This window comes from Streptomyces sp. NRRL S-337 (assembly GCF_000720175.1).
Classification (GTDB): domain Bacteria; phylum Actinomycetota; class Actinomycetes; order Streptomycetales; family Streptomycetaceae; genus Streptomyces; species Streptomyces siderophoricus.
The window spans coordinates 1-13,673 of the sequence record NZ_JOIX01000129.1 but is presented as its reverse complement, the minus strand read 5'-3'; the positions used below and the strand labels follow the sequence as shown (position 1 = coordinate 13,673).

8 protein-coding genes and 1 pseudogene are annotated in these 13,673 nt (G+C 72.1%); 1 reads left to right on the top strand and 8 read right to left on the bottom strand.

The window, feature by feature from the left end; genetic code table 11:
- Positions 1–92: 92 nt before the first annotated feature.
- From IG62_RS0139915 to IG62_RS0139880, 6 genes are all read right to left on the bottom strand, one after another.
- Entirely contained in the window at positions 93–911 is an 819-nt protein-coding gene (locus IG62_RS0139915) for a TetR/AcrR family transcriptional regulator (protein WP_051799220.1), read from the bottom strand.
- 236 nt (positions 912–1,147) lie between these two features.
- Positions 1,148–2,758: an MFS transporter gene (locus IG62_RS0139905; RefSeq protein ID WP_051799218.1), complete on the bottom strand. Its 1,611-nt coding sequence runs from the start codon at positions 2,756–2,758 to the stop codon at positions 1,148–1,150.
- A gap of 154 nt (positions 2,759–2,912) precedes the next feature.
- Positions 2,913–5,411 (bottom strand): ArnT family glycosyltransferase, encoded by a 2,499-nt coding sequence (locus tag IG62_RS45795; RefSeq protein WP_037840448.1) that lies wholly within the window; start codon positions 5,409–5,411, stop codon positions 2,913–2,915.
- Entirely contained in the window at positions 5,408–6,784 is a 1,377-nt protein-coding gene (locus IG62_RS0139890; protein ID WP_234326937.1) for a glycosyltransferase, read from the bottom strand. The genes IG62_RS45795 and IG62_RS0139890 overlap by 4 nt, the downstream gene beginning before the upstream one ends.
- 201 nt (positions 6,785–6,985) lie before the next feature.
- Positions 6,986–8,506 (bottom strand): HAMP domain-containing sensor histidine kinase, encoded by a 1,521-nt coding sequence (locus IG62_RS0139885; RefSeq protein WP_199812590.1) that lies wholly within the window; start codon positions 8,504–8,506, stop codon positions 6,986–6,988.
- 481 nt (positions 8,507–8,987) lie between these two features.
- Positions 8,988–9,725: a response regulator transcription factor gene (locus IG62_RS0139880; protein WP_030815853.1), complete on the bottom strand. Its 738-nt coding sequence runs from the start codon at positions 9,723–9,725 to the stop codon at positions 8,988–8,990.
- 434 nt (positions 9,726–10,159) lie between these two features.
- Between IG62_RS0139880 and IG62_RS0139875 the strand changes: the two genes are divergently transcribed.
- Positions 10,160–10,798 (top strand): NADPH-dependent FMN reductase, encoded by a 639-nt coding sequence (locus tag IG62_RS0139875; RefSeq protein ID WP_234326936.1) that lies wholly within the window; start codon positions 10,160–10,162, stop codon positions 10,796–10,798.
- Between the two features lie 133 nt (positions 10,799–10,931).
- On the opposite strand, the pseudogene IG62_RS0139870 reads toward IG62_RS0139875, so the two are convergent.
- Both IG62_RS0139870 and IG62_RS0139865 read right to left on the bottom strand, forming a co-directional pair.
- A pseudogene (locus tag IG62_RS0139870) lies at positions 10,932–11,813 on the bottom strand (amidohydrolase family protein); the annotation flags it as partial.
- A gap of 322 nt (positions 11,814–12,135) precedes the next feature.
- Positions 12,136–13,320, bottom strand: a complete 1,185-nt coding sequence (locus tag IG62_RS0139865; RefSeq protein WP_234326935.1) for a DUF2797 domain-containing protein — start codon at positions 13,318–13,320, stop codon at positions 12,136–12,138.
- Positions 13,321–13,673 lie beyond the last annotated feature (353 nt).

The following is a 13,673-nucleotide window of genomic DNA, read 5'->3' as shown; positions in this document are numbered from 1 at the left end:
CACGACTCGATCTGCTCAACCGTCAGCGACTTCTCACACAGTCACACCAACGAGCCCCAGCCCACACGGTCACACCACATGCGGTTGCAGTATTAGGGGCCCGCCTCCACGCCCTCTTCTCCACCAGGCCCGCCCCCGCTCCCGTCCTCGCCCCCGCCCCGCATCGCCTCGATTCCCGCGATCTGTAGGTCGAGTGCGAAGGCGAAGTCGCGGTCCAGCATGGCCACGGCCGACCGGCCCGTACGGACGCGGTCGGCACGGAGGGACAGCTCCATCGTCTCGGCGAACTCCGGGCGGCCCGAGATGGCCGAGACGACCTGCTCGAAGTAGTCGTCCAGGCTGATGCCTGCGGCCCGGCAACGCGCCTCGTGCGTCGCCCGGATCGTCGCGAAGCCGTAGACGAAGTGGAACAGCGACGCCAGCGCGCCGGACGTGCGCTCGGCGTCCAGGCCGCTGCGCCCCATCACCCGCAGCGTGGCGTTGGAGAACGCCGTCGAGTGCGGGCCGATGTTGATGAACTCGCCCAGCAGCCGCGCCGCCCAGGGATGGCGCAGCAGCATGTCGCGGTAGCCGGTGGCGAGGACCCGGAGCTGTTCGCGCCAGTCGGCGCCGGGCTCCGCATCGTCGGGCAGGGGCAGTTCGCCGGCCACCGCGTCGACGGCCAGCTCCAGCAGATCGTCCTTGGTGTCGACGTACCAGTAGACGGACATCGCGGTGACGCCGAGCTCGGCGGCGAGCCGGCGCATCGAGAACCTCGCCAGCCCCTCGTCGTCCAGCAGCCGGACGGTCGCCCCGACGATCTTGTCGAGGTCGAGTCCGGCCGGCTGCTCCGCCTTGCGCTTGAGCGGGGGGCGCTCGGTCAGCCAGACGCTGTGCGGCCGCTTACCGGAACGGCCGTTGGTGGCGGTCATGGCGTCCGTCCTCTTCTTCTTCACGTTTTCACGTGCTGCACGGCATTCAGGTTCGGCGCGTCGGCGTGCACGGTCGGCACGTCGGCACGCTGGCCTTCACGTTCGGCGCTGGCCTTCACGTTCGGCACGTCGGCGGTCCACGATCTTCTGCACCGTCGATGCTATTCCGCGACAGCGGCGGCCGCTTGCGGTGCCGCCGCTGCCGCTGGTGCCGCCGCTGCCGCCGACGTCGCCCCTCACCCCACCTGCGCCCTCTGTGCCCCCTGTGCCTCTCGGGCCTCGGGTGCCTCCGGTGTCCGCTGCTCATGGCCGGCGCGTTCCGCCCGGCGCAGGAGTACGGCGGCGAGCAGTCCGCCGAGGAACACCGCCGCCGCGCCGACCAGCTGACTGGTGCCGATGCCGGAGGCGAACGCGTCCTGGACCGCGGTGCGTCCGGCGGCGGAGTGCGTACGGGCGAGGGCCGCGGAGAGCGAGCCGGCGCCCGCGGCCGCCAGCGGGAGCAGGGCCGTGAAGCGGGAGTTGAGGACCGCGCCGAGGACGGCGACGCCCAGGCCCTGGCCGAATTCCATCAGCGTGCCGTTGACCCCGGCGCCGACTCCGGCCTTGGCCGGCGGGATGGCGGACATGATCGCGTTGGCCATCGTCGGCATGGCGAGCGCGACGCCGACGCCCATCACGATGAGACCGGTGAGCATGCCGCCGTAGCTGTGTCCGCCGAGCACCGATATGGCGGCGAGTCCCGCGGCGAGCAGCGACATCCCGGTGATGATCATGCCGGGGGTGCCGAACTTCGGCATCAGACGGGCACCCAGGCCGGTGAAGTTGATCAGGATGACGGTGACGGCGAGCGGCGCCATCCGCAGGCCGGCGTCCAACGGGCCGTATCCGAGCACCAGTTGGAGGTGCTGGGTGAGCAGGAACATCGAGCCGCCCATGCCGAAGGCGACCAGGATGCCGCCGGAGACCGCGCCGATGAACCGGCGGTTGCGGAAGAAGTGCATGTCCAGCATGGGGTGGGGGGTGTGCAGTTCCCATCCCGCGAAGAGGGCGAGGCCGGCGATCCCGATGGCGGCGGAGATCAGCACCTGACCGGAGAGCCAGCCGGCGTGTGGGCCGGAGATGATCGCGAAGACCACTCCGCCCATACCGATCATGGAGAGCAGGGCGCCGAGGAGGTCCATGGGGGTCCCCCCGCCCGAGCCCGTTCGAGGGTGGGGGAGCTCGCCGCCGCGGCTCTTGGACTCGGGCACGAGCGTGACGACGGCCGCCACCGCCATGACGGCGACGGGGAGGTTGACCAGGAACAGCGAACCCCACCAGAAGTGGTCGAGCAGCGAACCGCCGATCAGCGGGCCGGCGGCGAAGCCGAGGGAGTTGACCGAGCTCCAGATGCCGATCGCCTTGGGGCGCTCCTCGTCGTCGAAGATCTGCATGACGACCGCGAGCGTGGTGGTGACCAGCAGCGCACCGCCGACGCCCATCCCGGCCCGGGCCGCGATCAGCTGGCCGGGCGACTGGGCGAGCGCGGCCCCGAGCGAGGCCAGGCCGAACAGCACCAGGCCGACGGCGAGCATCTTCTTGCGGCCGTACCGGTCGGCGGAATTGCCGGCGGTGAGCAGCAGACCCGACTGGACCAGCGAATAGGCGTTGATCATCCACTGGACGTCGGCGGTGGTCGCGCCCATCTCCTCGGTGAGGGAGGGGATGGCGACGTTCAGGACGGTGTTGTCGAGGACGACCGTGAGCTGGGCGACGCAGATGACGGCCAGGATCAGCCAGCGGGCGGCATGCCGGCCCGGCGGATGGAGCGTGGTGGTTGCGGCGTCGGACGCCACGGGGGACGGCATACGGGCTCCCTGTACGGTGCGAGCGGGTGCCATACACCGTACAGGGAGGGTTATACGCCGTACATTTGGTTTTCGGCCGAGTGGGCGTCCGGCCGAATCCGGGCGTCCGGCCGAATCCGGGCGTCCGTACCGGTCAGGCTCTTTGCGGCCCTGGTCAGACCCTCTTCGTCAGGTCGTAAAAGGTGGCGCTGCCGACCGTGACCTTCTTGAAGGTCTTCTCGACCCAGGAGCTGATCTGGGACGAGTGGCCCTGTCCGCCGCCCGGACCACCGCGGCCACCACGTCCGCCGAATCCGCCTGTCCACTCCCGGGCACCGGGGCCACCAGGACCACCCGGGCCACCGGCGCCGAAGCCGTCCCGGCCGCCCGCGATGAAGTAGTGGATCTTCCCTTCCGCGACGTACTTCTTGAACTGGGCGAGGGTCGGCGACGGGTCGCTGCCGTTGAAGCCACCGATCGGCATCACCGGCTTCTGGGTGGCCAGCTGGTAGCCGGCGGCGTTCTGCGAGCCGATGGCCGCGGCGGCCCAGGTGTAGTCGCCGGCGTTCTTCTCCAGCAGGGCCTTGGCCCGGGCACTCACCTTGCTGCCGTTGAGCAGGCCGCCCATGCCGCTGCCCGTGCCACCACGCGTGCCCCGCAGGCCGCGCATGCCTGGTAGGCGACCGGCGGCGATTCCGGGGCCTCCGGGCGCTCCGGCGGCTCCGGCATGTGCTCCGGCGGCTCCCGGCTGTGCTCCGGCGGCTCCCGCCTGCGCGCCGCCGCCCGGCATCGCGCCGTTGTTGCCGCGCCACATGCGGTGCCCGCCCCCGGGGAAGCCACCGCCCGGGCCGCCCATACCGCCACGCACCGATGGCCCAGCCGTGATGATCGACCCGCCCTTGGGCGTATTGATGGTGTCGAGCGTGTACGCGACCGGCCCGGCCAGCGCCGCAACCACCCCGAGCCCCGCGGCGACGACGCCGAACCGCCGGAGGACAGGGCCCCCGGCTGCCGCCTCCTGCCGGCCCGCCGCCTGACCGTCCGCGGCCTCCAGCTGATCCGCCGCCACCTGCCGGTCCGCCGTTGCCGTCTTCCGTACGCCCAGGAGAAGCCCCACCGCCGCCAGCGCCCCGAGCGCCAGTACCGTCCAGCGCAGCCACGGCAGCCACTCGGGCGAGCGGTTCAGCAGAACGTACGACCAGCCCGCGGTCACCGCGACCGTCAGCGCCAGCACGACCGACGCCAGCCGCCCTCCGCGCCGCCACAGCAGGGTCGCGCCCATACCGACCAGCGCCGCGATGTACGGGGCCAGTGCGATGTTGTAGTACTGGTGGAAGATCCCGGACATGAAGCTGAACGTCGTGAAGGTCATCAGCAGCGCGCCACCCCACACCAGGAACTCGGCCCGCTGACCGGCCTGTTCGGCGGCGAGGCCGGCCGGGGAGGGTGCGAGGCCGGCCGGGGAGGTCGCGGTGCCAGCCGGGGAGCCGGCGGTGCCTGCCGGATCGGCCCCGGCTCGTTCGGGCACGGCGGGCGCGGCGGGCGCGGCAGGCACGGCGCCGGCGTCCGTACGACGGGCCCGCCACAGCAGCCCCACCGCCACCACCAGCAGGATCAGCGCGGCGGGCAGCAGCCAGGAGATCTGCCCGCCCATGTCGGACGAGAAGAGCCGGGTGAGGCCGGTCTCGCCCCAGCCGCCGCCCCCGCCCGGGCCGCGTCCGCCCCCGCCGACGCTGCCGGTCTCGTTGCCGCTGATCCGCCCGAAGCCGTTGTAGCCGAAGGTCAGCTCCAGGAAGCTGTTGGTCTGCGAGCCACCGATGTACGGCCGCGAGGACGCCGGCCAGAGCTCGACGATCGCCACCCACCAGCCGCCGGACAGCACGATCGCCAGCCCGGCGAGCAGCAGTTGCCCGAACCGCTTGCGCAGGCCCACCGGCGCGCAGCAGGCGTAGACCACGGCGAGCGCCGGCAGGATCAGCCACGCCTGCAGCGTCTTGGTGAGGAACCCGGCGCCGAAGCAGAGCCCGGCCAGCACCAGCCACTTCGTCCGGCCGTCCGCAAGCGCACGCAGTACCGCCGCGATCGCGCACACCATCAACAGGCACAGCAGCGCATCGGGGTTGTTGAACCGGAACATCAGCGCCGCCACCGGCGTCACCGCCAGCGCCCCGCCTGCGAGCAGTCCCGCGCCCGCCCCGAACCGCCGCCGTACGGCCGCGTACAGCACACCGACGGTCGCCACGCCCATCAGCGCCTCGGGCACCAGGATCGCCCAGGAGCTGAGGCCGAAGAGGCGTACGGACAGCGCCATCGGCCAGAGCGCGGCCGGTGGTTTGTCGACGGTGATCGAGTTCGCGGCGTCGGACGAGCCGAAGAAGAACGCCTTCCAGCTCTCGCTGCCGGCCTGTGCGGCGGCCGAGTAGAACTGGTTGGCGTAGCCGGAGGCGGACAGGCTCCAGAGGTAGAGCACGGCCGTGACCAGCAACAACGCAACGAGCGCGGGCTGCGCCCAGCGCTCCTGGGACGTGGTGCCAGGGGGGACAGCGGGGACAGGGAGGAGAGGGGGAACAGGGGGGTACGGGTCCGGATTGGGGCCCGGATTGGCGTCCGGATAGGCGTCCGCATGGGGGGCAGGATCGGGGTCAGGATGCGGACGCGGGTTCATCGGGTTCATCGGGTGCTCCTGGTGAAGTCGTGGTTCTGGTCGTGCAGTGGGGCGCCCGTGTGAGCGCCCCCGTGGGCGCCCACACGGGCGTCCCCATATGCGCCCACGTGGGCGTCCTCAGCGGCGTCCCGGCGCTCGCGGTCCGGGAACACCCAGGCGCGGAAGAGCAGGAACCGCAGCACCGTCGCCGCAAGGTTGGCGGCCACCAGCACCGCCAGTTCGGTGCCGTGCGAGGACGGCCCGCTGGCCGCGTCCAGCGCGGCCAGGGACCCGCTGGTCAGCACCAGGCCGATGGCGAAGACCACCAGGCCCTGGGCCTGATGGCGGACCGCCCGGTCCCGCCCTCGTACCCCGAAGGTGAGCCGCCGGTTGGCCGCCGTATTGGCCATCGCGGACAACAACAGTGCGGCGGCGTTGGCCAGTTGGGCGCCCGTACCGAGCCGGAAGAGGGAGTAGAGCCCGAGGTACAGCAGGGTGCTGAGCCCGCCGACGACGCAGAAGCCGACGAGCTGACGGGCCAGCCCGCCCGGAACCCCGGGCAGCTCCCGGTCCCGCGGATCGTCCCCGAACGGCCGGGCCAGCCGGTCCAGCGGCAGCGCCCCGGTCGCCAGCGCCCGTCCCACCCGCCAGACGCCCTTCAGGTCGTCGGTGGCCGTGCGCACGAGGTGCACGGTGCTGTTCGGGTCGTCGACCCAGTCCACCGGCACCTCGTGGATCCGCAGCCCGGCCCGCTCCGCGAGTACCAGCATCTCGGTGTCGAAGAACCACCCGGTGTCCTCGACCATCGGAAGCAGCCGCTTCGCGACATCGCCCCGTATGGCCTTGAACCCGCACTGCGCGTCGGAGAAGCGGGCGGCGAGCGAACCCCGCAGGATGAGGTTGTACGTTCGCGAGATGAACTCCCGCTTCGGTCCGCGAACGACCCGCGCGCTCCGGCTGAGCCGCGAACCGATCGCCAGATCCGAGTGCCCGGAGATCAACGGCGCCACCAACGGCAACAGGGCATTGAGGTCCGTCGACAGATCGACGTCCATATAGGCCAGCACCGGCGCCTCGGAGAGCGACCACACGGTGCGCAGCGCCCGCCCGCGCCCCTTCTGCTCCAGCCGTACGGCCGTGACCTCGTCGATCGCGTCATCGAGCCGTGCGGCGACCTCGGGCGTACGGTCGGTGCTCGCGTTGTCCGCGATGGTGATCCGGAACCCGTACGGGAAGGTCCGCGCGAGGTGCTCGTGCAGCCGCCGGACGCAGCGTTCGAGATCAGCCTCCTCGTTGTAGACGGGGATGACCACATCCAGCACGGTCACGGTCTGGCCGAGGCACAGATGCTCGCGAGGCGGCAGGGAGCCCAGTGGTGTGTCGGGCGGCGGTGTCGTCGTCATGCCCCGACCCTCGCCAACCGCCCTGTCACGGCCGTGTGGTGAGCCTGTGGGCCGGCTGTGAGTGGTGGGGAGATGAGCGGCTGGGCTGGGGTGGCCGGAAGGGCTATGGACCAGCGCCACCACGGAGGCGGAGCAGCGCCACCGCGAAGGCGGCAGCGCCACCACGAAGGCGGCAGCGCCACCACGAAGACGGGGGCAGCGTCACCCCGATGACGGCAGCGCCACCGTGAAGACCGTCCGCCCCGGTGCGCTCTCGACGCCGACCGTACCGCCGTGCGCGGCAACCACAGCCTGCACGATCGCGAGCCCGAGCCCGGTGCTGCCGGCCGCCCGCGAGCGCGAGGCGTCCCCGCGCGTGAACCGCTCGAACACCCGCGGCAGGAGGTCGGCCGGGATGCCGGGCCCGTCGTCCTCCACCTGGAGTCGGACGGCGGGCTGTGGGGCCCGGCCGTGTCGGCCGCGCCCCTGTGGGGCCTGAACCGGTGAGGCCGGACCTGGTGAAGCCTGGCCCGCCGAGGCCTGCCCCTGCGGCACAGGCACTCCGACCGCCGGGACCACCCGGGCCGTCACCGTCGTCCCCTCCGGTGTGTGCGTCCGGGCGTTGGCCAGCAGGTTCACCAGGACCTGGTGCAGCCGTTCGCCGTCCCCGTGGACCCACGCCGGCGCGTCCGGCAGCTCCAGCCGCCACCGGTGGCCGGGCCCGGCCGCCCGTGCATCGCTCACCGCGTCCACCACCAACGGCGAGAGATCAGTGCTCTCGTACGAGAGCGGGCGCCCCGAATCGAGACGTGCGAGCAGCAACAGGTCCTCCACCAGCCCCGTCATCCGCTCCGCCTCGGACTCGATCCGCCCCAGGGCGTGCCGGGTCACCGGCCCGGGCCGCTCGTCCCCGCGCCGGGTCAGCTCGGCGTACCCCCGGATCGACGCCAGCGGCGTCCGCAGCTCATGACTGGCGTCGGCGACGAACCGCCGCACCCGCATCTCGCTCTCCTGACGCACCGACAGCGCCGAGCCGACGTGTCCCAGCATCCGGTTGAGCGCCGCCCCGACCTGCCCCACCTCGGTCCGGGCATCCGCCTCCGCCGCCGGTACGCGGACGTGCAGCGCCACCTCGCCCTGATGCAACGGGAGTTCGGACACCCGGGTGGCGGTGGCGGCGATCCGCCGCAACGGCCGCAGCGCGATCCCCACCATGCTCGCCCCGGCGATCCCCGCCGCGACCAGGCCGGCGACCGTCACACACGTCTCGATCAGCACCAGCTGGCCGACCGTGTCCTGGTCCTCGCCGAGCGGCAGCCCTGCCACCAGTGAGCCGTCCTTCGCGGACTGCACGCGGTAGTCGCCGAGCCCGGGCAGCTCGGCGGTGTGCGGGCGCCCGTCCCGCGGTACGCGGTCCAGCGCCGCGACCTGCTCTCCGGTCAGCCATGCCAGCCGCTCCGAGGGCTCCCGGCTGGTCGAATTGTTCAGCCGCGCCCCCACGTCGAGCGCACCGTCCGGCCCGACCCGCGCCCCCACCGTGCCCACGGGCTGGCCCCCCATCGCGACGAAGTCGAGGGTCTCGCTCCGCATCGGATCATGCGGCCGCGGCATCATCGCCCGCCCGACGCTCTCATTCAGCCGCTGGTCCAACTGCCCCTGGAGGTAAGAGTGCAACGCAATGGTGGTGACGACCCCGATCACCGCCCCCACAACGGCAATCAGGGCCACCGCCGACACCACCAGCCGCGTCCGCAACGTCCACCGCCGCCCCGCCGGCCACCGCCCGACACCGGACGTACGCCCACCCCCGACCGCCCGCGCGGACGCCCGCCCGGAAACGTCCGGCCGCTCGCGTGGCGGAACGGGCGACTGCACGGCTCGGGAGGCAGGCGAGAGCCCAGACGCACCTCCGTCTTCGGGCGCGCCTCCGGTTACGGGCGCAGGCGCGAACCCGGCACCCGAAACGAGCGTCGCCCCGGGCCCCGAAACGGGCGCCGCCGCGGGCTTCGGAAGAGGCGCCGTCGCAGGCCCTGGAAGAGGCGCCGCCGCGGGCCCCGGAAGAGATGCCGCCGCGGCATCCGGATCGGGAGCGGCATCGAGAGCGGCAGCGGGATCGAGAGCGGCATCCGGAGCGGGAAGAGAATCGGGATCGGGAGCAGGATCGCGAGCGGCACCCGGAGCGGGTTCGGGCAGGGGCGAAAGCACAGGATCGGCCACCGCTCCGCTAGTCACCCGGCTTGATCAGATAGCCCGCACCCCGCCGCGTATGGATCATCGGTGCCCGCCCCGCATCGATCTTCCGCCGCAGGTACGAGATGTACAGCTCCACGACATTGGCCTGGCCACCGAAGTCATAGCTCCAGACCCGGTCGAGGATCTGGGTCTTGCTCAGCACCCGCCGCGGATTGCGCATCAGATACCGCAGCAGCTCGAACTCCGTGGCCGTCAGATGGATTTCCTGCCCGTCCCGCCACACCTCATGACTGTCCTCGTCCAGCACCAGATCGCCCACCGTCAGCCGCGAATCGCTCCGGGCAGCCGCCGCCCCGGCCCGGCGCAGCAGGCCCCGCAGCCTGGCCACCACCTCCTCCAGGCTGAACGGCTTGGTGACGTAGTCGTCCCCGCCGGCCGTAAGCCCGGCGATCCGGTCCTCGACCGCATCCTTGGCCGTCAGGAACAGCACCGGCACGTCCGGCAGTTCGCGCCGCAGCCGTCCGAGCAGCGTCAGCCCGTCCATGTCCGGCAGCATGACGTCCAGCAGCACCGCATCCGGCCGCCAGCTACGGGCCGAGCGCAGCGCCCCCGCGCCATCCCCTTCGGAGCGGATGTCCCAGCCTTCGTACCGCAGCGCGAGCGACAGCAGATCGGCGAGCGAGGACTCGTCGTCGACCACCAGCACCCGCACCGGGCTGCCGTCCGGCCGCAGCAACTCCGGCTGCTTCCCGGGTGCTCTTCCGGACACAGAGCCCGCCGGAACCGAACCCACCGGAACCGACCTGACCGGCACCGATGAAACCGGAATGGACGAAACCGGAACTGACGAAGCATGAAGAGCCGCTGAGGACGACGAAGTCACGGTCATGCCGGTGAGCCTGATGCCCGCTCGTGAGAGCTCCCTTGCTCCTTCCTGTGAATCTCCTGAGAATCCCGGACGCCGCCCGCGACCGGGTCCATGGTCGAGTCCACGACGGGGTCCACGACCGGGCCCGTGGTCAAGTACGCGACCAAGTCCGTGATCGGGTCCGTGACCGGCCTGGGCCGCCCCCCGCGCGGTCCAGGCCGATCACCACTGCCCAAGCATGGCACCCCCCACTGACAATCGCCCTGACCAGCACTCTTGCCTCTCGACGGGTACCTCACCCGCCCACCCAGGACCACCAGGCGTACCGTCCCCCCATGGCACACGTCCCTCTGACACACGGCCCTTTGGCACACGATCCTCTGACGCTGGCCCCTCCGACGCACGCCTCCCTGCCGGGCGACTCGCTGAGCCTCGTCGCCCTCTCGGGCAGCCTGCGCGCCCGCTCCTCCAACGGCGCGGTGCTGAACTCCGCCCTCACCCTGTGGAACGGCCCAGCCACCACCGCGGACATCGGCGCACTCCCCCACTTCAACCCCGACCTGGACGGCGAGGACGCCACTCCTCCCGCCGCCGTCGCCGCCCTGCGCACCGCCGTGGCTACCGCCGACGCCCTGCTCATCGTCAGCCCGGAGTACGCGCACGGAGTCCCCGGCGTCCTCAAGAACGCACTCGACTGGCTGGTCAGCAGCGGCGAGGTCGTCCACAAGCCGGTCGCGGTGATCACCGCGTCCCCCTTCCCCACCGGCGGCGATCACGCCAACGCCCAGCTCCGGGAGACCCTGCGCATGATGACCGGCGAGGTCATCACGGCTGCCTGCCGCGAAATCCCCGCGATCGGCCCGAAGATCGACGCCGCGACGGAACGCGTCTCGGACGAAGCCACCCTCACCGACCTGGCCGCGGCCCTGGCCCACCTGGCCACCGCCGCAACGGGAACACCGGCAGCCCGCTAGCGCCCCGCACCACCTGACATACCGTCAGCAGACCGCTCCACCACGGTCTCATCACGGTCTCCCGCACAGCCTCTACTCCGGCCTCCAACACTGCCCCGCCCGGTTTCCACCACGGTCCGCCGTCCGGTCGCCACCGCGCCGCGTTCCCGTAACAGACGCCGCGCAGCCACTCCTCCCCCATCCCCAACCGAACCAGCGCCTCCAGCGCATGGGCGTACCCGTAGGGGATGTTGGGGAAGTCGCTGCCGAACAGCACCCGTTCACCGAGCTCCGCCAGCCGGGCGCGCTCGGCCCGCGGGAACGGCGCCGTCCGTTCCGCGAAGTCCGTGAAGGCCATCGTCGTATCGAGATGCACACCGGGATACCGTTCGGCCAGCTCCAGGAAGTCGGCGTACTCCGGCATCCCCAGGTGCGCGATGATCAGCCGGAGCCGGGGATGCCGGGCCAGCACCCGCGCGATCGGCGCCGGACCGGTGTGCTTGCCCGGTGCGGGCCCCGACCCGCAGTGCACGACCACCGGTACCCCCGCCTCCGCGACGGCCCCCCACACCGCATCGAGCCGGGCATCGGCCGGGTCGTACGCCCCCACCTGCACATGCGCCTTGAAGACGCGTACTCCGCCGGCGAGTTCGTCCCGTACGTACGCCTCCGCGCCGTCCTCGGGGAAGAACGTCGCGGTCCGCAGACAATCGGGCGTACGGGCCGCGAAGTCGGCCGCCCAGCCGTTCAGCCACTGCGCCATTCCCGGCTTGTGCGGATAGATCATCGAGGTGAAAGCGCGTACGCCGAAGCCGCGCAGCACCGCCAGCCGCTGGTCCTCCTCGAAGCGGTACGTGATCGGCCACTCCCGGCCCACCAGCGGCCCGGCCGCGTCGAAATACGCCCAGACCTTCGCCATCACGCGCTCCGGCATGAAGTGCGTATGGACGTCGATCAGCCCCGGCAGGCCCAGCCCCCGCCAGAACGCCTCCACCCGCTCGTCCCCGTCCGCCACCCCGGCCCCTCCTCGTTCCATCCGCCGCACAGAGGGCCGCCACCCGTCGGGCACCGGCCGCCTCCAGCCTCGCAGGCGCGCCCGACCCCGCAGAACCCTGCGCCGCAGCCGAGCCCTCCCTCCCAGCAGAACCCCACACCTCAGAGGAACCCCACAGGAGCCCCACACCTCAGAAGGACTCCTAAGAAGCACTCCTCAGAAGAACTCCGCACCTCAGAGGCAATTCCGCACCGCAGAAGAACTCAAAAGAATCCAGGAGAACCCCGAAGAACCCGCCCTCGCAGAAGCGCAGCGCCCGTCGCGCGGTCAGAACAGACCGCCCGGTCAGAACAGACCCGCGCGGTCAGAACAGACCTTCCTGTTCCCCTCCCCGCTCCGGCGCACCCGGCCCCGCCGTACGGGCCGGCAGCACCGGCGCGGTCGTCACCCGCCCCGTAGCCGCCCCCAGCACCCACCCCGACAGCAACCGCGCATCCATCACCGCAACCGGCCACGGCCCACCGGCCCCCGCACCCTGACCCGCGCCCTGTCCCGCACCAGAGCGCCGCCCCTCAGCCCCACCCACCGGGCCCACTGACACCACCGAGCCCACCGAGCCCACTGAACGCACTGGTCCCACTGAGCCCACTGACCCGACTGACTCCGCTGCCCCCTCATCTCCTCCCGCCAGCCGGAGATACACATCCGACCCGACCCCCGCCAGCACCTCCCCCACGATCTCCGCCCCCGCCGTCAGCCCGCCCAACACCGCCGCACCGGCCGGTACCCGGTCGAGCCCGAACAGCTCCGTATGGTCCGTACACGCGAACTCCACCGGCTCAAGCGTCTCCGGCCATCCACCCAACCCTCGTGCCTTGGCGTGCAGTTGAGCCAACTCGGCGCACCGCTCCGGTACCGCCGGCAGCGCCCCCCGCGCCGCCCGCTTCGCCGCCTTCGTGAAGCGGTCCGGGATCGCCAGGGCACTCCCCAGCAGCGCCTCCGCCCGTCGCGCCGCCATCAGCGGACCGCGGCCCAGCCATGCGTACGCCACCGCCCCCTGCTCCACCAACCGCGCCGGCCCCCGCTCGGCGGCCGTGATCCCCACCTTGAGCAGACCGGGCCCGAAGTACGCGAGGTAGACGGCGTACGGACGCGGGTCGTCGGCCATGGTGTCCGCGGCCACCGACCGTGACCGGTCCAGCTGGGCACACCGCGGGCACTGGTCCTTGGCGCTCTCCCCGTCCAGCACCGCCGCATACGGGCACACCAGCCAGCGGCCGGCCCGCCGTACGCCCAGACAGCGGCGCTCACCCTGCGCCGCGAAGGCCAGCCTCTTCCCCGCGGGGAGCGGACTCTCCCGCTCCTCGTCCCGCTCGGCGCAATACCAACCCAGCCGCTGCTGGAACCGCGCCGACGCCCCCTCCGCCCCAGACCCCGCCGGAGGCGCCGAACCGGCCCTCGTCAGCCCATCAAGCCCCCTCAGCCCGCCAGGCTCCCCCAGCCCGCCATCCCCCTTCAGCGCACCAGAAGCCGTCAGCGCACCAGTCACCGGCCCGAGCCCGGACCCCGCCCCCGCTCCCGGCCCGGGCCCCGCTCCTGGCCCTGGCCCTACTCCCGGCCGTACCCCCGAACCACCGCCCGACCAGCGCGGCCCCGTACATCGCCACCACACCTCGCCAGCGTACGACCCCCCACTGACAACGCCCGGTCCCGCAGAGCACCCGCCTTCCGCAGAGCGCCGCCTGCCCCACAAGCACCCGGCTCACGCACCCCGGGCGACCCGGCCCCCGCGAGCCACACAGCCTCTGGCACGCTCCCACGCCCCCACTCCCCGCCCCCACTCGCCACCTGTCTCTTATACACATCTGACGCTGCCGACGAAGAGGATAGTGTAGATCTTGG

Bases quoted from the DNA above. Each gene is read 5' to 3' on its own strand.
- IG62_RS0139875 (WP_234326936.1), top strand. From the start codon at position 10,160: ATGGCACACGTCCCTCTGACACACGGCCCTTTGGCACACGATCCTCTG.
- IG62_RS45795 (WP_037840448.1), bottom strand. From the start codon at position 5,411: ATGAACCCGATGAACCCGCGTCCGCATCCTGACCCCGATCCTGCCCCC.
- IG62_RS0139890 (WP_234326937.1), bottom strand. From the start codon at position 6,784: ATGACGACGACACCGCCGCCCGACACACCACTGGGCTCCCTGCCGCCT.
- IG62_RS0139905 (WP_051799218.1), bottom strand. From the start codon at position 2,758: ATGCCGTCCCCCGTGGCGTCCGACGCCGCAACCACCACGCTCCATCCG.
- IG62_RS0139915 (WP_051799220.1), bottom strand. From the start codon at position 911: ATGACCGCCACCAACGGCCGTTCCGGTAAGCGGCCGCACAGCGTCTGG.